The following is a 16774-nucleotide window of genomic DNA, read 5'->3' as shown; positions in this document are numbered from 1 at the left end:
CGCGGAAAGTTTGTGCAAGCGCCATACGCTCCCGGTTCACGCCGGGAGCTTTTTTTATGGCCGGCCGGCTGCACGGCTCCGGTGAGAGACGCGCCCCGAGAGGCGGGGCGCTTGGGGAAGGTTCCCTCGGTTCTGGTCCCCGGGACGCAACCGCGTCAGGGCCGGCGCTCAGCGGCGTCGCAGGCCTGTTTGATCGCGTCGGCGAGTTCGTCCGGGGGCATGGCCTTGGAAAGGTAGCCGTCCGCCCCGGCGGCCAGGGCGTGGCGCAGGGCTTCGGGGTCTTGTCTGGCGGAGAGGGCCAGCACCACCGGAACGTGGGGAAGGGCCTTGAGGCCCGATACGGTCAAGGCCGTGGGCGGGCCGGGCATGCACAGATCGAGCAGCACGACGTCCGGGACGAGTTGTTGGGCCAACACCAGGGCCTGCGCCCCGTCCTGGGCCCCGCCCACCACCGCCAGGCCGTCCTGGGCGCTCAGTCCCAGGCTCAAGGCCCGTCGGACCAGCTCCAGGTCGTCAACCAGCAACACGCGCAAGGGCTCGGCCGCGTTTTCGGCGGACGGGTTTCGGTCCTGTTCGCTCCCGTGCGGGGGCGGGCAATTTTTTTGACCCATGTTGTCTCCGCTCGCGTTGTCCGTGTGTGACATCGAGCCGTCCGGGACGGCCTACTTGCCCTTGGAGGCCTTCACCGCCTCTTCGAGCTCCTGGAACGAGGGACGGTGGTGGTTCGGTATGGCCCTCCGGCCGGCTTCCAAAGCCACCGGGGGAGGGTTGCCGCCCACGAACGAACCCAGGGCGCTTTTGATGACCGTCAGGCACACTTCGCCCTGCTTGGCCTTGTATTCCATGTTGGTGGCTATGGGCCCCACAAAGCCGTAGCACATGAGCACGCCCAGAAACGTTCCCACCAGGGCCGCGCCCACGTGATGGCCGATGACCTCGGGGGGCTCGCTGATGAAGCCCATGGTGATGACGACGCCGAGCACCGCGGCCACGATGCCAAGGCCCGGCAGGGCGTCGGCCACCTTGCTCACGGCCTGGGAGGGAGCCAGGGCCTCGTGCATGTAGGCCTCGATGTCGGCTTCCATGATGTTGTCGAACTCGTGCTGTTCAATGTTCACCGTGGAAAACACCCGCATGGTGTCGCAGACGAACTCCACGATGAACTTGTTGGATTTGTCCTTGAGGAATCCGGTGAAGATCTGGCTGGACTCCGGGCCTTCGATGTCTTTTTCGATAGCCACCAGGCCTTCGCGACGAATTTTCATGAAGAGCATGGACAACATGATGAGCATGTCGAGAAAAAACGGCTTGCTGCCCTTGCCCGAGCCGAAAATGCCCCCCACGCCCTTGAACACGGCGATGATGATATCCTTGGGCGAGGCCAGAATCAGGGAGCCGAATGCCGCGCCAAAGATGATGATGAGCTCGGCGGGCTGCCAGAGCACGCCGAAATTCCCGTGCTCCAGGGTGTAGCCCAGTATGACCGCCCCGAGGACGATGGCGATTCCGACAATGGCGAACATGTCTGGCGTTTTTCCTGGTTAGAGTTTGCCTCGGGTCTGCGCGTCGTAGAGATTGTCCATGCGCTGGTCCAGAATCTCACGCTTTTCCTTGGGGATGGGCGAGGCGGGGACAGGCGGTTCCTCGGGCTTGGCGGTCTTGTCGGGCGTCTTGCCCGGCGCGGTCTGGCCGGCCGTCTGCCCCTGGCCGGCCCCGTTGGCGCCGGCTTGACCCTGGGGCTTTTCGCCGGGCTTGGGCGGAACCTCGAGCACCAGGCGGATGCGCCTGTTGCGCGGATCATAGATATTGTTCGGCACAAAGGGTTGTGTGGCCGCATAGCCGGAAACAGCGGCCAGTTCGTCGGCCGGCAGGCCGGCCTTTTCCAGCTCGCGCCGGGCGGCGGACGCCCTGTCCGTGGAAAGCTCCCAGTTGGTGAACTTGTCCCCGGAATACTCGTAGGCGTCGGTGTGGCCTTCTATGGTCAGCTTCGCTCCCGCCACCAGGAGTTTGGGAGCCACGGCGGCCAGGGCCCGCTTGGCGTCGAGGGTGAGGTCGGCCCGGCCCAGGGCGAACAGGGGCTTGCCCTTGGAGTCTTCGGTAAGGTCGAAAATCACCTTGTCGTTGACGGTCTTCACGCTGACCTGCTTGGCCAGGTCCGGGGTCTTGGCCTCGATTTCCTTCTTGATCTCTTCCGCCTTGATTTCGGCCTGGCTGGCTTCCTGGGCGGGGCCCTGGGGGCTTTCGAAAATGGGCTGGATGGGGGGAGGTGTGGTCTCGGGGTTCAGGGCCGAGAGGTCCTGCGAGGGAACCAGGCCGGGCTTGCCGGCATTGTCGAACAGGCTGAAGCTCTGGAAATACTGGGCGATCTGTTCCCGCTTTTCCTGCGTCACGGAATTGACCAGCCACATGACCAGAAAAAAGGCCATCATGGCGGTGACGAAGTCGGCGTAGGCGACTTTCCAACTGCCGCCGTGAGCGCCGCCGTGTCCGCCCTTCTTCACCTTCTTGATGATGATTTTTTTATGTTCCTTGTCGGCCATGAAGTTCCCTCAACGTGGTCTCAGGAATTTCCTGCAAAACGCGGGCCATACACCACCGCCCGGGCGGTTGCGCGGGCAGGGCGCCCGGCGCTCGCCACACGTGCAAAAGCTATAGGGCCTGGCGGAAAAGTGCGCAAGCCGACAGGGGGGAGGGAAAGCAAACACAAAAACGCGGAGCGACATGCAGTCGCTCCGCGTCTATGGCAAAATCGCATCCGACCGTCAGGCGGTCGGAACTACATGCACCCTGGTCTTCACCACTTTGTTGCGGGTATACTTCTCGAAGGACACAGTCCCATCGATAAGAGCGAACAGGGTGTAGTCTCTGCCCAGGCCCACATTCTGACCGGGGTGGAACTTGGTGCCCAACTGACGCACGAGAATATTGCCCGCGCGCACAGCCTGGCCGCCGAAACGCTTCACGCCCCGACGCTGTCCGGCGCTGTCGCGACCGTTGCGCGAGGAGCCGCCTGCTTTTTTATGAGCCATGGCCTGTCTCCTAAGCCTGAATCGACTTGATCTTCAGGGTGGTGTAGTCCTGCCGGTGGCCGATCTTCTTGTGGGCGTCGTTGCGACGCCACTTGTGGAAGATCACGACCTTGGGGCCGCGAATCCGGTCCACGACCTCGCAAGTCACCTTCGCGCCGTCAACGTAGGGAGCGCCGACTTTGACGTCGCCGCCCGCATCCACGAGGAGCACTTTTTCCAGGGCCACCTCGGCGCCGTTTTCCACGGGAAGCAATTCCACGTTGATCTTGGCGCCTTCTTCCACGCGGTACTGTTTACCGCCGGTTTCAACTATCGCGTACATGTCAACCTCCGAAACGGGGAAACCGTTCTTACAAGGCGTGGGAGCAAAAAGTCAAGCCCGGATTTGTCAATCCTTGGCCAGAACCAATGCTTCCACGTAAACGGCCCCGGCCGCCTTCAGCGCCCGGCTCACTTCGCCCAGGGTCGCCCCGGTGGTGAGCACGTCGTCCACCAGCAGCACCCGGCGTCCCGCCACCAGGCCCGGGTCGGCCTTGAACGCCCCGAGCGTGTTTTGCAGCCGGGCTTCCCGGCCCAGTCGGCTCTGGGGCGTGGTGGAGCGCACCTTGACCACGGCCCGGGCCGGGGCCGCGAGGTCCAGCCGCCGGGCCAGGAGACGAGCCAGCTCGAAGCTCTGGTTGTAGCCGCGACGCAAAAGTCGTCCGCCGTGCAGGGGGGCGGCGGCCACCAGGTCGGGCCCGGCGGAGTCGAAGCCGCCCGGACGGCCAAGTCCTTGACGGTAGGCGTGCAGAAGAAGGCCGGCCAGAAGGTCCGCGCGTCCGAGTCCGCCCCGGAACTTGAAGGCCAGGATGAGTTCGCGCAAGTTCCCCCGGTAGAGGCCGCAAAAGCCCAGGGCGTCCCAGGGGCGGGGGGATTCCAGGCAGGCCGGACACACCGCGACGGCTTCGGCGTGAGGCGGGGCGTCGGTCGGGGCGGGCGTCTGGTCCCGGCCCTTGGTTGTCGACCGGGCGGAGAAGGGCTCGCCGCAGATCGGGCACAGGTCGTCCGGCAGGGTGGTCAGGGTTTCCAGGCAGGCCGGGCACAGGCCCAGCCGCTTGTCCGGGTGTTGGACCATGGCGGCGCACATGGCGCAACGTCCGGCCAGCACCTGGGAGGATACGAGCGCGCCGGCCCAGCGCCCCAGGCTCGCGGCCAGGCCGAGCGGTCCGCGCCGGGGCGTGCGACGGGGGGTGTTCACGCGCGGGCCGCGTTCGCGGTCCAGTCGTCCAGGCGCGGGACGGCCTCGGTGTCGGCGGCCAGGTCGCCCGGCCCGTCCAGGCCCATGAGAGTGAGCGGCTCGGCCAGGGCGATCCCGAAGGGCCAGAGGAAATAGCGCAGGGTGAGGAGCGAGCCTTCGAAAAGCTTGGCCCCGCGTGGCCGACCGGCCACCAGGCAGACGTGGGCCTGGCGTCCCTGCGGCCCCACGTGGGAGAGGTCCCCGGCCTGGCGCGCCGCGAAGAAGCGTTGCGAGCGGTCTATCAAGGCTTTGAACAGGGCCGGCAGGTGGTAAAAATAGATGGGCGAGACGAAAAACAGTCCGCTTGCCTGCTCGATGGCGGCGAAGAGTTCCTCGGCCTGGTCCTGTCCGGCCAGAACGCAGGCGTGGCCGGGGGTGTGGGCGCAGGCCTGGCAGCCGGTGCAGGGCAGGACGTCGAAGTCCGCCAGGCGCGCCAGGACCGGCGAAAGCCCCTGGGCCGCGAGCGCGTCACGTATGCGGTTCGCGGCCCAGGCGGTGTTGCCGCCGGGCCGGGGGCCGCAGGCCACGACCAGAGGCCCCGCGGCGCACGCCGGGTCCGGGTTCACCGGGTGAATTCCGTGAAGAAGGGGTTGTGCATCTTTTCGTCGGCGACCGTGGTTTCCGGTCCGTGTCCGGGATAGACCATGGTGTCGCCGGGCAGGGTGAAGACCTGGGTCCTCACGCTTTCGATGAGCTGGTCGTAGTCGCCGCCGGGGAAGTCCGTGCGTCCGATGGAACGGTAAAAGATGAGGTCGCCGGCGAAGAGCACCTTGGCCTTGGGAAAGGAGAAACACAGGTGCCCCGGGGTGTGTCCGGGCGTGTGCAGCACCATGCAGGGCTGGTCGAGGATGGTGTGTTCGCCCAGGGAGATGGCTTCGGCCTTGAAGGGGGGAACCCGGGGCAGTCCCATGACTCCGCCCATGCCCAGTTCGTCGCGCATGAGGTAGAGGTCTTTTTCGCCGGTGAGCACCGGGGCGCTGGTGGCCTCCTGCAGGGCCTTGACGCCGTAGATGTGGTCGAAGTGCAGGTGCGTGAGCAGGATGTGGGTCAGGGTGAGTTCGTTTTTCGACAACACCTTGAGCATGGGCGTGGGATCGCCGCCCACGTCCACGGCCACGGCCTTGTCGCCTTCTATGGCCAGGTAGCTGTTGGTTTCCAGGGGTCCGATGGGAAAAATAGCGACTTTCATGGGGCCTCCCGCCTGTGGGCTCTTTGTGGTCTGGAATGCGGCCGACGCGAGCGGCCAAGGCTGGTGTCTAGCCTATGGTCCCGAGTCCCCGCAAGCCCCCTTGCGGTCCTGGCTTGCGGTCTGTACACCCTGTCTATGCCAAACCAGCCGGAACTCCCAGGCCCCAAGGGCGCGCGCCTCACCCGTGCGGACATCCTGCGCTACGAACACGCCCTGCGGGATCTCGTCGCCTCGCTTATTCCGTTCAAATCCCACAGCATCTACTTCCCCCCGCCAGGCCAGCAGCCACCCGAGCCCCAGTACCACTCCCGCGAGCAGCGCCTGCTCGTCCCCCTGGTGCTGGACGAAGAATTTTTCGGGCTGTTTCTGGCCAAGGGCGCCAGGCTGGCCCATTCCAAGACCAGCCTGCCCCTGCTGGCCAAGGCGGTGCGGGTGTGCCTCGCCAACCTGGCCCTGCGCAAGGCCGCCAGGCAGGACCCCGTGACCGGGCTGGCCACGCGGTCGCGTCTGCTGGCCGCGCTGGAGCACGAGATCGGACTGGTGCAACAGTGCATCCTGCCCGGATCGGCCAATGTCATGGAAACTCCGGCCGAGCATTCGCGCGGGTGTTTCGGCTTGGCGCTTTTCGACATGGACCGTTTCGCCTGGATCAACCAGCATTACGGCTATCTCTTCGGCGAACAGGTGCTGGCCAGGGCGGCCGCCGTGCTGACCCGAGTCGCTCCGGGCGACGCCTTGACCGCGCGTCTGGGAGAGGACGTGTTCGCCCTGTTTTTACCCGGCGCGTCCCTGGCCCGCAGCCAGGAGGCGGCCGACGCCTACCGCGCCGCCGTGGCCGCCGAAGTGTTCGAATATCCGGTGAGCGGCGACCATCTGAAACTGACGGTGAGCGCGGGCGTGGCCGCCTTTCCGCAGGACCTGCACGGCGGGCAGTTGGCCGCTCCCGTGGGCGAGCAGGCCCGGGTGCTGGTGGAAAAGGCCCGGCAGGCCCTCTTGTGCGCCAAGGACCTGGGCCGCGACCAGACCATGAGCTTTGGAAAACTGTTGCGCGAGGGCGGCCAAGTGCTGGAGATTCTTCCCCTGGGACGCATGGCCGTGAGCCTGGGGCGCGGCGTGGACGCCAAGGAGGGGCAGCGCTTTCTGGTCTGGTCTCCCCGGTTCGAGCGCGACGCCGATCTGCGCCGGGGAGCCGACTCCCGGCTCACGGGGCGTTATCCTTCCATGGTCAAGGCCGAAATCATGCTGCTCGAAGTGCAGCAGGACGTGTCGTTCGCCGAGACCCTGCACCTGACCGATCCCACTTGGAACGTGGAGCCCGGCGACCGTCTGCTGCTCGCCCAGGAACCCGAGGAGCGTTTTTCCACCGATTCCGACTCCAATGCCCCGCCCAAGCGCGACATGGTGAGCGGACTGCTCGGCCACCGGGACTTTCTGCGCCACGTGGGCCAGGCCCGCGAGAGCCTTTCGGTCTTTACCCTGGGCCTGGTGCGCCTGCCCGAGCCGGGCAAGGACCGCACCCAGGGGTCCACCGAGGCCCGGGTGCAGGAAGTCACGGCCCTGTGCCGGGAGATTTTCGGGGCGGACTTCCAGGGGGGGAGATTTTCTTCGGGCAGCCTCATCCTTTTCGCGCCCGGACAGGACCCCCAGTCGCTCACGCCCCGTTTCGAGGAGCTCATCGACCAGGCCAAGACCCGCCTGGGCCTGGAATTGGCCTGCGGTCTGGCCGGCTATCCCTTTCTCAACTTCGGCAAGGCCCAGGTGCTGGAAAACTGTCGCAAGGCCCTGGATCACAGCCTGCTCATCGCCCAGGGGCGCAAGCTGGCGGCGTTCGACTCCATTTCGTTGACCATCAGCGCGGACAGGCTGTTCACCCTGGGCGATGTCTACGGGGCCATCGAGGAGTACAAGCTGGCCCTCCTGGCCGACGAGGGCAACCTGCTGGCCCGCAATTCCCTAGGCATCTGCCTGGCCCGGCTCGGACGCATGCCCCAGGCCAAGGCCGAATTCGAACGGGTGCTGGCCCGGGACAAAAAGAACCTCATGGCGCTCTACAACCACGGCTACGCCTGCCAGCGCCTGGGAGAGGACGCCCAGGCCCGCAAGGACTATCAGCGCTGTCTGCGCCTCAATCCTACGGACGTCTACTGCCTGTTGCGTCTGGGGCGCATGGCCGAGGAAGCGGGCAAGCTCGCCCAGGCCAGAAAGTACTACGAACGCGCGGCCTCCCTGCCCGCGGGCACGGCGCCGACCAGAAGGCACCTGGCCCGGCTGGCCCTGCTGCGCGGCCGGCCCGAAGAGGCCCGCGAGCACCTGCACCAGGCCCTGGTGCACGACCCCAAGGACGCCTTCGCCCTGCACATGTTGGCCAAACTCTATCTGGATGGAGAGGAAGATCCCGGCATAGCCGAACTGCTGGCGCGACAAAGCGCGGCGCTTCGACCCGAACAGAAGCCCTTCTGGCTGGAATTGGCCCGCGCCCTGGAGGCCCAGGGCAAGACCGAGGAGGCCAAGCAGGCCAGAAGCAAGGGGTTGTAGGACAGGGCGGCGGCTAACCCACCGCCCTGTTCTTTCCCGCCATGGCGTAGGCCGCGAAGGCCTTGTGGTTTGGGGTGGCCGAGGGAGCGGGCTTGGGCATGGTGGCCAAGGTCGCTCCGGTGCCTGTGAAACGGCTGGTTTGGACCGGGGTCGGGGCCTGGGGGCTCAGTTCCGGCGTGTTGATCTGGGCGAAGGCGTCGCGGATGCCGCCGAGCATGTCGATGACCTGGTCGATCTGGTTGAGATCCATGTGCAGGTTGGCCATGAGGAGCTTGCTCGAACACAACAGGTAGAGCTTGCTCAAGTTGTCCGCCAGGTCGCCGCCCTTTTGGGGATTCAGGCTGCTTTGCAGTTCGGCGATGATGTCGAGCGCCTTGGAGATGAGCACGCCCTTGTTGGCGAAGTCTCTGGCCGTTATCCGTTCCTTGGCCTGCTTGAGAAACTTGATGCAGGCGTCGAAGAGCATGATGAGCAGGTCACCCTGGGTGGTGGTGGTGACCTGGGTCTGCATATACGCCTGGGCTGCCTTGTACACGATGGTCGCTCCTTAGGTTCAACTGCTTTGGGACATCTGCGAAATCTGCTGGGCCAAAGCCGTACCCTGCTGGTTGTAGGTGCCGAGCAGCGCGTCGAGCTTGGCGAACTGGTTTCGCAGATGCGTCTCCAAACGGGAAACGCGGGCTGTTTCCTGATCGATCTTCTTTTGAATGTCGTCGGCGATGGTGACGTAGTTCTTCTGCAAAATGTTGAGCGGGCCGTTGGTGGCGTTGGTCAGGTCGTTCAACTCGTCGGCCAGTTCGGGAATCTTGCCCTGCTTGAGGCGCACGACATGGTCGTAGCTGCCGGTGGTCAGGTTGTTGACGCGCACGGAAAGACCGGCTTCCGGGTAGCCGCCCATGCCGGTGATGGTGTTGGAATTGGAGTGGAACAGGGCCGGGTGGCCGTTGAGGGTGGCCGAAACGATCTTGCCACCGGTCACGGTGTACTTGAGGTCGTAGGTTCCCCCCTTGGTGAGGTTCGTGATGTAGGACCCGTAGCTCACGTCCGCCGAGTTGGTCGTTCCGATCATGTTGGCGGAAAAGATTTCCCCCACGGCGTTGGCGTCGGTGGTCAACAACTGTCTGAGCTTGGTCGTGTTCAAGAGGAGCATGCCCTCGGTCGTCGACCCTTCCATGGCGTCCGTATAGAGGATCTGGTACGTGGAGTTGCCGTTGGAGGAGTAGTTGAGCGAGGAAAGGGATGAAAAACGGTCCTGCTGGGGATCGAAACCCACCCCCATGTTGGCCGTTATGTCGTTCATGATGCTGTTGATCATCTGCAGGCCGTAGTTGCCCGTCAGAATGGAGCCCTGCTTGGTGGTGGCGTCGTACTTGGTGAGGCTGAGGAGCTTCTGGCGCACCAGGTTCACCTGGTTGACGAAGGTCTGCACGTTCTGAACCACGGAGTCGACGTTCGTGGCCACGGTGATCGTGCCCGCTCCCGACGCCTTGAGGTTCATGGTGATGCCGGTCAGAATGTCCGAGACGGAGTTGCTCGGGCGCGAGATGTAGTTGGTTCCCGAGGGCCAGCCGTCCACCTTGAGCTGGGCGTCCTGGTTGTTCTGGGACGTGTCGAAGTTGGCGGCGCCGAAACCGACCAGGGTTGTGCTGGAGGCGATGGCCAGCGAGGCCGCCGCTCCGGTGTCCAGGCCGCGCACCTGCAGGTAGTACCTCGACCCGTCGTAAATGGTGATGGCGCGGACCCCGTTGTTGCCGGGGTTCATGTTGATGATGTTCATCACGTCGGACAGGGAGGCGCTGGCCGGAATGGCGTTGGAAACCGTGACACCCTTGTACGTGTAGTTGAACGTGGCCGTCGTGCCCAAGGAGTTCACGTTGGACGTGAGCGAGGAGTAGCCGGTATCCGTGACCATGACCTTGTTCTGGGCCAGTTGCTTGACTTCGAACGTGTGCGAGCCCACCTCCGCATCTCCATTGGCCGTGGCGGTGATCACCGTCGCCGAGGTGGTGGAGGACGTCGTGGTGGCGGACTTGGCGAGAAACGTTCCCATGGTGTTCATGCTGAGCAGACTCGTGCGCAGCGTGAGCATCTGGGCGTTCAGGTCCTTGAAGGCGGTATTCTTGTCCAGCCAGGATTGCTTCCAGGTCTTGTAGATGTCGGAGCGGTTCTGCTCCACCTGGACCAGCTTGGTGATGAGCGTATCGAAGTCCGTGCCGTTGCCCAGGCCCGAAAAATGGACTTGGCCGGCTATGCTTCCAGCGGTGACGTCTCCAATTGGCATGGCTCTTCCCTCGGTAATTCTTGCCGGGACGGGCGTCCCTGTCAGGAAGTAGCAATCCTCGCGCCACCGGGGTGGAGGCCGGGCCTTTTCGCGAAGGCCCGGCCGTCCGCCGTCTTTGCCGATGTTAACCCTGAATCAGCGACAGAGCCATTCTGGGCAGGCTGTTGGCCTGGGAGAGCATGGCCACCGCGGACTGGGTGAGGATCTGGTTCCGCACGAACTGGGTCATTTCCGTGGCCACGTCGGTGTCGGAGATCTGCGACTCGGCGGCCTGGAGGTTCTCGCCCTGGATCTGCAGGTTCTGCACCGTGTTGCTCAGGCGGTTCTGCAGGGCGCCCAGGTTGGCGCGGATCTTGTCCTTGGAGATAATGGCCTTGTCGAGCTGTTCCAGGGCCTTCTGGGCCAGTTCCTGGGTGGAGATGGACCGCCCGGCGTTGTCGGTGCTGGCCGCTGCGCCCAGGCCCAGGCCGAAGGCGGAAGCCGTGGAGGTGTCGATCTTGATGTAGTAGTAGTCTTCCGCCGACAGGTTGCTGGTGCCAAAGTGGACCTTGAGCTTGCCGGTGGAGGTCAGCCCCGTGCCGTTGTAGGTATCCCCGGAGAGGTTGCCGTTGAGCAGGTGGATGCCGTTGAAGTCCGTGGAGTTGGCGATACGGGTGATTTCCGAAGCCATGGCCTGATATTCGGAGTCGATGATCAGACGCTGGTCGGAGGTGTAGGTACCCGTGGCCGCCTGTGTGGCCAGTTCCTTCATACGGATGAGCTTTTCGTCCACCACGCCCAGGGCGCCGTCTGCGGTCTGGATCAGCGAAATGGCGTCGTTGGCGTTGCGCACGCCCTGGTTGAGCGAAGAGATGTCCGAACGCATCAGCTCACGCACGGCCAGTCCGGCGGCGTCGTCGGCGGCGGTGCCGACGCGAAGTCCCGAGGACAGACGCCTGGTTGAAGTGGCCAGCGAAGAATAGGCGCTGTTCAGGTTCCGGGTGGCGGTCATCGCCATCATGTTGTGGTTGATAACGAGCGACATAACATTTCCTCCGTGAAAAAGATTGGCGTCCTTGCCTTGTTCGCCGCGCCCGGAAACGTTCCTTCCGCTTGGGGCGGTGGCCCCGCGCGTGGCGTTGCGAATTTGACCTTCCTATCGGTGGAGCTGGAAAATCCTTTAGGGGCTGTGACGAGAATTCCCCGGAGGTCGAAGGCCGATCGGGAACGAAACGGGGCGGAGCGGAGCGTTTCCTGGCGGGATGACAAAAGAAAAGGACCGCCCGAAGGCGGTCCTTTCAGTCATGCGGAGGCAAAAGGGCGAGCCGCGTCTAGCTCATGAGCGACAGGGCCATTCTGGGCAGGCTGTTGGCCTGGGAGAGCATGGCCACCGCGGACTGGGTGAGGATCTGGGACCGCACGAACTGGGTCATTTCCGTGGCCACGTCGGTGTCGGAGATCTGCGACTCGGCGGCCTGGAGGTTCTCGCCCTGGATCTGCAGGTTCTGCACCGTGTTGCTCAGGCGGTTCTGCAGGGCGCCCAGGTTGGCGCGGATCTTGTCCTTGGAAATGATGGCCTTGTTGATCTGGTCCAGGGCCTTTTGCGCCAGTTCCTGGGTGGAGATGGACCGCCCGGCGTTGTCGGTGGTGGCCGTTGCGCCCAGGCCCAGGCCGAAGGCGGAAGCCGTGGAATTGTCGATCTTGATGTAGTAGTAGTCTTCCGCCGACAGGTTGCCCGAACCGAAGTGGACCTTGAGCCTGCCGGTGGAGGTCAGCCCCGTGCCGTTGTAGGTATCCCCGGAGAGGTTGCCGTTGAGCAGGTAGATGCCGTTGAAGTCCGTGGCCTTGGCGATACGGGTGATTTCCGAGGCCATGGCCTGATATTCGGAGTCGATGATCAGACGCTGGTCGGAAGTGTAGGTGCCCGTGGCCGCCTGGGTGGCCAGTTCCTTCATGCGGATGAGCTTTTCGTCCACCACGCCCAGGGCGCCGTCGGCGGTCTGGATCAGCGAGATGGCGTCGTTGGCGTTGCGCACGCCCTGATTGAGCGAGGCGATGTCGGCACGCATCAACTCGCGCACCGCCAGGCCGGCGGCGTCGTCCGCGGCCGTTCCCACGCGAAGTCCTGAAGACAGGCGCCTGGTCGAAGTGGCCAACTGGGAATAGGCGGTGTTCAGGTTCCGGGTGGCGGTCGTCGCCATCATATTGTGATTGATAACGAGAGACATTGTGCTTCCTCCTTGAATGCAGGTGGCTTCCTTGCCTTTTCGACCGGCCGGGAACCCCTCCCCCCGCCGGACCTGGAGGTCCTGCGGCGCTGGTCGATATCGCACCCTTTCTGGCGCTCTTATCGTTTTCCCGGAGGCCAACTTTAGGCCTCCTCGGGAAAAAAACGCGAAAACCGCGCTGGCCATCCGGGAAAAACACCGGAAGACCGCGCGGTTCCACGCTTTTTTTGTCAAGCTTATTTTTGGACCAGAATCAGGGAGAAATAGGGAGGCGTCAGGGAGTCGTCGTCAAGACCTCGCACCACGGCCTGTCCGGGCAGGCCCAACCGGCTCACTAGCACGGCCTTGTCGGCCAGGCCCATGTCGACCAGCAGGGAGCGCAGCGCCGGGTACGTGCGATAGGCCTTGAGAATCACCGCCGTGTCCGCCGCTTCCAGGGACCGGCGCAACCGCTCGGGGGAGTCCACCCCGGAAAGCACGGCGAAGTTCCCCGTGGATTCGGCCAGTCCCATCCCGGCCGCGGCGGCCGCCGCCTGCACCGAGCTTATGCCCGGGGTCACCGAGAGCGGAACCTCGGGGCGCAGGGCGCGCAGGGTGCGCGCCAGGTAGAGGAAGGTGGAATAGGTCATGGGGTCGCCCAGGGTGATGAAGACCGCATCCCGTCCGGTCTCCAGGGTGTCCAGCACCCGACGGGCTCCGACGCGCCAGGCGGTTTCGAGGCGGTCCTTGTCCTTGGTCATGGGGAAGTCGAGCCGCTCCACCGTGGTGCTTTCGCCGATGTGGGGACCGACTATGGAAAAGGCCACGGAATAGTCGTTCTTCGAGGAGGCCGCCGCGAACACCACCGCCGCCTCGCCCAGAAGACGCGCCGCGCGCAGGGTGAGAAGTTCGGGATCGCCCGGACCCACCCCAACGCCGTGCAGGGTTCCCAGGCCGCTCATTGGGCCTCCTTGGCCTTGTCGGCCAGCTCGGGGTAACAGACCGCGATCACTTGGCGCACTCCCTCGACCAGGCGCGGGGTGGGTCGGCTCACCACCGCCTCTTCCAGAAGCGCCACGCGGCCTTCGGCCACGGCCTTGACCGCCCCGAAACCCGGCGTGGCCAGTATTTCCTCGCGCGTGACCGGGTTCATGGGACCGACCTGGGCCAGGTACACGTCCACCTTCGGGCCAAGGGCCACCAGGCGCTCCAGCCCGAACCGGGCGATGTTGCTGCCGGAAACCGGCTCGGCGTCGGCGGCCAGGTTCACCACCCCGGCGCGCTCCAGCACGTGGGCCGCCATGGAGCCGGGGCTCACGGTCTTCATCTGGCGGTGGATGGATTCCAGAAACACCCGCTGGCGTTTGTCCGGGGCAATGGCGGCGGTCAGGGCGGAGAGGTGGGCCATGTCCGCGTGGAAGGTGCGGATCATGTCGCGGGCCGCCTGTTCGCGTCCGACCAGGCGGCCGAGGGCGAGCCAATAGTTTTCCAGGGCCTGGGGACCGCTGGGTTGCAGGCAGACTACGGCCACGCCCAGCCGGTCGAGCTGGCTGACCAGTCCGGGATGGGCGGCCAAATGCATGGGCCGGGCCAGCACCAGGTCGGGTTTGAGGGCGGCCAGGGCCTCGGCCGAATCCCTGGCCGAGACGAGCGTGACGCCGGGACGGACGGAACCGGGCTCGCAAACTCCCACCAGGGCGGAAGCGGCCCCCATGGCCGCGAGGTTTTCCTCGTGGGCGGCGTAGAGCGAAACCACGCGGGTGAAGGGTTTGTCAAAACGCAGAGTGCGCCCGTCGTCTCCGGTCACCTCGGCGCCAAGGGCCAGGGTCGGGAGAAAAAGCAGCGCCAATGCGGCAAATCGAAGCAAAACGCGCATTATGCCTCCAGATACGTCACCCGCACGGCCCCGCCGGGCAGGATGTCCACCAGGGAGTTCACGCCGAAGGCGGCGGCCACGTTCTCCCGGGTAAGGGTTTCGGGCGTGGGCCCGCAGGCCAGAACCCGGCCTTGGGACAGAATCAGCACGCTGTGGCAGAAGGCTCCGGCCAGGTTGAGATCGTGCAGCACCACGGCCACGCCGGCCCCTTCGGCGGTCCGCTGGCGCAAAAGGCGCATGGCCGCCAGGGCGTGGCGGATGTCGAGGCCCGAGGCCGGCTCGTCGAGCAGCATGACGCGCGTCTCCTGGGCCAGCACCCGGGCCAGGGCGGCGCGGCGTTTTTCTCCGCCGGAAAGGGTGGTCACGGACCGGTCCGCCAAGTGGGCCAGGTCTGTTTCGGACAGGGCCCGCCTGGCCGCGTCCAGGTCCGGGGCCCCGGGGGCGGCGAAGCGGCCCAGGTGGGGGTAGCGGCCCATGAGGGCGCAGTCGAGCACCGTGAAACCGAAGCGGTCCAGGGTTTCCTGGGGAAGAAAGCCCACTTGGCGGGCCAGGGCGCGTCGGGACAGGGTGAAGACGTCGATTCCGGCCAGCTCCACCCGCCCGGCGGCCGGACGTTCCAGCGCGGCCAGGCAGTGAAGCAGGGTGGATTTGCCCGCCCCGTTGGGCCCGACCACGCCCAGCACTTCGCCGGCTCGCAGCGCGATGTCGGCTCCGGCCAGGGCTTCGTGTCCACCGCGCACCACCCGCAGGCCGGTCCCGCGCAAAAGAACCGGGTCGGGCGTCCGCGCGCTACACACGGGCCGCTCCGCGCACGAAGAGCAGGCAGAAGTAGGGGCCGCCCAAGAGCGCCGTCAGCACGCCCACCGGCACCTCGTGGGGCAGGACCGTGCGCACGGCCGTATCCGCCGCCAGCAGGAGGACGGCTCCGGCCAGGGCGGACAGGGGCAGGAGACGGCGATGGGCCGGGCCGGCGGCCAGGCGCACCATGTGGGGCACCACCAGGCCCACGAAACCGATGATGCCCGAGACGGCCACGCAGGCCGCGACACAGGCCGAGGCGCAGACGAGGAGCCCCAGGCGCACCGCGGCCACGTTCACGCCCAGCCCCTTCGCGGTTTCGTCGCCCGCGCACAGGGCGTCCAGGTCGCGGGCGAAGGCCACGGCCCCGGCCAGTCCCATGCCCAGGCCGCCCAGGGCCAGCCAGGCCTCGGACCAGGTCTTGGCCACGAATCCGCCCATGAGCCAGAACACCAGGCCGGCCACGTTGTCGCCGGCCAGAAACTTCACGAATCCCAGTCCCGCCTGCAAGGTGGCGGACACGATGACTCCGGCCAGAACCAGGGTGACCGGATCGAGGCGTCCCCTGGCCGTGGCCAGGGTCAGCACCACGGCGAGCGCGGCCAGGGAGCCCGCCAGGGAACAGGCGGCCAGGGCCAGTTCGCCGTGGCCGCCCACGCCGGCCAGCAGGCCCAGGCAGGCCCCGAGCGCTCCCCCGGCCGAGACGCCCAGGGTGTAGGAATCGGCCAGGGGGTTTTGCAGAAGTCCCTGGAACAGTCCGCCGGAGAGGGCCAGGGCCGCGCCCACGGCTCCGGCGGCGACGATGCGGGGCAGTCGGATTTCGAGAACCAGGCGTTGGGCCACGTCGCCCACGCCGTCCAGGCAGGAGGAGCAGGCCAGGAGCTTGCCGGCCAGGATGCGCCCCACCAGCCCGGCGGGCAGGGGGGCCGGTCCGTTGGAAGCGGCCCAGGCCACCAGCAGGGCCAAGGCGGCGATCAGGGCCAGGGCCGTTGCGCCGGCGCGTGAGCGCCCCGGAAGGGGGGTCAAGGACGGGCTCCGGGGAGGGGAGAGGCGACGCGGACCGCGAAACGGGCGAAACGCGCACGCGCGCCCAGGCGACGAGCGCTGGTCGCGGGCTCGGCCTGACGAAACGCGTTGCCGCATGCGCGGCGGGGCGGCAAGGACGAAAGGCGTCGAATGCGGGACGCGCGGGACAAAATCACGGTGTTTCCTCCTCGGGAACCGGGCTCGGGCGTCCGCCAGGGAATCCGGGCCAGGCGGCCGGGCGCTTCCGCATTCGGCTCCGTGACGCGCGGCATGCGACTTCGGAAACCGATCGTGGAAGTCGGCCATGCTCCCGGCCGGGCGGACGTGTTCGCCCGGTCCGGGAGCATGGCCGCGCCCGGCGTTCCGGCAGGTCTTCTGGCTTCCGGATCATTCTACTCCCCGCGCCTTCCCGCCCGTGGGCAGTGGCGTCTGGCGGGTTTCGTCCCCGGTCACAGCGGCGGGACCGCTCCGGTTTCGCACCGGATTCCCTCGCAAGCGCCCCATATTCAGGGGGCCGGAACGCCAGTTTCCTAGGACAAAGCCCGACCCCTGTCAAAGAGGGTCTTGCAAAACGCCCC

Annotated in this window: 17 protein-coding genes and 1 riboswitch; of the genes, 1 reads left to right on the top strand and 16 read right to left on the bottom strand. The window is 65.9% G+C overall.

Features of this window, described 5'->3' with window-relative positions:
• Positions 1–155: 155 nt before the first annotated feature.
• The 8 genes from ACYQ01_RS07560 to ACYQ01_RS07525 all read right to left on the bottom strand — a co-directional run bounded on the left by ACYQ01_RS07560 (position 156) and on the right by ACYQ01_RS07525 (position 5494).
• A complete protein-coding gene (locus ACYQ01_RS07560) occupies positions 156–611 on the bottom strand; it encodes a response regulator (protein ID WP_459933225.1) in 456 nt (151 codons plus the stop codon).
• 51 nt (positions 612–662) lie between these two features.
• Positions 663–1523: a flagellar motor stator protein MotA gene (gene motA / locus ACYQ01_RS07555; RefSeq protein ID WP_459933224.1), complete on the bottom strand. Its 861-nt coding sequence runs from the start codon at positions 1521–1523 to the stop codon at positions 663–665.
• 18 nt (positions 1524–1541) lie between these two features.
• Positions 1542–2540 (bottom strand): flagellar motor protein MotB, encoded by a 999-nt coding sequence (locus ACYQ01_RS07550; protein WP_459933223.1) that lies wholly within the window; start codon positions 2538–2540, stop codon positions 1542–1544.
• A 222-nt stretch (positions 2541–2762) separates the two neighbouring features.
• Positions 2763–3029: a 50S ribosomal protein L27 gene (gene rpmA / locus ACYQ01_RS07545; protein WP_459933222.1), complete on the bottom strand. Its 267-nt coding sequence runs from the start codon at positions 3027–3029 to the stop codon at positions 2763–2765.
• A gap of 10 nt (positions 3030–3039) precedes the next feature.
• Positions 3040–3351, bottom strand: coding sequence for a 50S ribosomal protein L21 (gene rplU / locus ACYQ01_RS07540; RefSeq protein WP_459933221.1), 312 nt, complete (start codon positions 3349–3351; stop codon positions 3040–3042).
• Between the two features lie 66 nt (positions 3352–3417).
• A complete protein-coding gene (locus tag ACYQ01_RS07535; protein WP_459933220.1) occupies positions 3418–4266 on the bottom strand; it encodes a ComFC family protein in 849 nt (282 codons plus the stop codon).
• Complete coding sequence (locus ACYQ01_RS07530; RefSeq protein ID WP_459933219.1) at positions 4263–4871, bottom strand: flavodoxin family protein; 609 nt, start codon at positions 4869–4871, stop codon at positions 4263–4265. Before ACYQ01_RS07530 ends, ACYQ01_RS07535 begins: the two co-directional genes overlap by 4 nt.
• Complete coding sequence (locus tag ACYQ01_RS07525) at positions 4868–5494, bottom strand: MBL fold metallo-hydrolase (protein WP_459933218.1); 627 nt, start codon at positions 5492–5494, stop codon at positions 4868–4870. Before ACYQ01_RS07525 ends, ACYQ01_RS07530 begins: the two co-directional genes overlap by 4 nt.
• 135 nt (positions 5495–5629) lie before the next feature.
• Here ACYQ01_RS07525 and ACYQ01_RS07520 point away from each other — a divergent pair, with 135 nt between their 5' ends.
• Positions 5630–8029, top strand: a complete 2400-nt coding sequence (locus ACYQ01_RS07520; RefSeq protein WP_459933217.1) for a tetratricopeptide repeat-containing diguanylate cyclase — start codon at positions 5630–5632, stop codon at positions 8027–8029.
• A gap of 13 nt (positions 8030–8042) precedes the next feature.
• Here the strand turns inward: ACYQ01_RS07520 and fliS are convergent, their stop codons facing one another.
• From fliS to ACYQ01_RS07480, 8 genes are all read right to left on the bottom strand, one after another.
• On the bottom strand, positions 8043–8564 hold the full coding sequence (gene fliS, locus ACYQ01_RS07515; RefSeq protein ID WP_459933216.1) for a flagellar export chaperone FliS: 522 nt from the start codon (positions 8562–8564) through the stop codon (positions 8043–8045).
• Between the two features lie 18 nt (positions 8565–8582).
• Entirely contained in the window at positions 8583–10310 is a 1728-nt protein-coding gene (gene fliD / locus ACYQ01_RS07510) for a flagellar filament capping protein FliD (protein WP_459933215.1), read from the bottom strand.
• A gap of 124 nt (positions 10311–10434) precedes the next feature.
• Positions 10435–11334, bottom strand: a complete 900-nt coding sequence (locus tag ACYQ01_RS07505; protein ID WP_459933214.1) for a flagellin N-terminal helical domain-containing protein — start codon at positions 11332–11334, stop codon at positions 10435–10437.
• Between the two features lie 286 nt (positions 11335–11620).
• The gene (locus ACYQ01_RS07500) at positions 11621–12517 is read right to left on the bottom strand and encodes a flagellin N-terminal helical domain-containing protein (RefSeq protein WP_459933213.1); all 897 of its coding nucleotides are present in this window, start codon (positions 12515–12517) and stop codon (positions 11621–11623) included.
• A gap of 236 nt (positions 12518–12753) precedes the next feature.
• Entirely contained in the window at positions 12754–13458 is a 705-nt protein-coding gene (gene cobI / locus ACYQ01_RS07495; protein WP_459933212.1) for a precorrin-2 C(20)-methyltransferase, read from the bottom strand.
• On the bottom strand, positions 13455–14372 hold the full coding sequence (locus ACYQ01_RS07490) for an ABC transporter substrate-binding protein (RefSeq protein WP_459933211.1): 918 nt from the start codon (positions 14370–14372) through the stop codon (positions 13455–13457). Before ACYQ01_RS07490 ends, cobI begins: the two co-directional genes overlap by 4 nt.
• Positions 14372–15169 (bottom strand): ABC transporter ATP-binding protein, encoded by a 798-nt coding sequence (locus tag ACYQ01_RS07485; RefSeq protein WP_459933210.1) that lies wholly within the window; start codon positions 15167–15169, stop codon positions 14372–14374. The genes ACYQ01_RS07490 and ACYQ01_RS07485 overlap by 1 nt, the downstream gene beginning before the upstream one ends.
• Complete coding sequence (locus ACYQ01_RS07480; protein ID WP_459933209.1) at positions 15162–16196, bottom strand: FecCD family ABC transporter permease; 1035 nt, start codon at positions 16194–16196, stop codon at positions 15162–15164. The genes ACYQ01_RS07485 and ACYQ01_RS07480 overlap by 8 nt, the downstream gene beginning before the upstream one ends.
• 348 nt (positions 16197–16544) lie before the next feature.
• Positions 16545–16730: riboswitch (cobalamin riboswitch) on the bottom strand.
• Positions 16731–16774 lie beyond the last annotated feature (44 nt).

It is taken from the genome of Fundidesulfovibrio butyratiphilus, assembly GCF_054657235.1.
Note: the sequence above shows the minus strand (reverse complement) of the source record. Positions and strands in the feature narration are given on the sequence as shown.

Coding starts and splice junctions, on each gene's coding strand:
- ACYQ01_RS07560 (WP_459933225.1), bottom strand. CDS start 611: ATGGGTCAAAAAAATTGCCCGCCCCCGCACGGGAGCGAACAGGACCGA.
- ACYQ01_RS07500 (WP_459933213.1), bottom strand. CDS start 12,517: ATGTCTCTCGTTATCAATCACAATATGATGGCGACGACCGCCACCCGG.
- rplU (WP_459933221.1), bottom strand. CDS start 3,351: ATGTACGCGATAGTTGAAACCGGCGGTAAACAGTACCGCGTGGAAGAA.
- ACYQ01_RS07490 (WP_459933211.1), bottom strand. CDS start 14,372: ATGCGCGTTTTGCTTCGATTTGCCGCATTGGCGCTGCTTTTTCTCCCG.
- motA (WP_459933224.1), bottom strand. CDS start 1,523: ATGTTCGCCATTGTCGGAATCGCCATCGTCCTCGGGGCGGTCATACTG.
- ACYQ01_RS07505 (WP_459933214.1), bottom strand. CDS start 11,334: ATGTCGCTCGTTATCAACCACAACATGATGGCGATGACCGCCACCCGG.
- ACYQ01_RS07525 (WP_459933218.1), bottom strand. CDS start 5,494: ATGAAAGTCGCTATTTTTCCCATCGGACCCCTGGAAACCAACAGCTAC.
- fliD (WP_459933215.1), bottom strand. CDS start 10,310: ATGCCAATTGGAGACGTCACCGCTGGAAGCATAGCCGGCCAAGTCCAT.
- ACYQ01_RS07520 (WP_459933217.1), top strand. CDS start 5,630: ATGCCAAACCAGCCGGAACTCCCAGGCCCCAAGGGCGCGCGCCTCACC.
- rpmA (WP_459933222.1), bottom strand. CDS start 3,029: ATGGCTCATAAAAAAGCAGGCGGCTCCTCGCGCAACGGTCGCGACAGC.
- cobI (WP_459933212.1), bottom strand. CDS start 13,458: ATGAGCGGCCTGGGAACCCTGCACGGCGTTGGGGTGGGTCCGGGCGAT.
- ACYQ01_RS07550 (WP_459933223.1), bottom strand. CDS start 2,540: ATGGCCGACAAGGAACATAAAAAAATCATCATCAAGAAGGTGAAGAAG.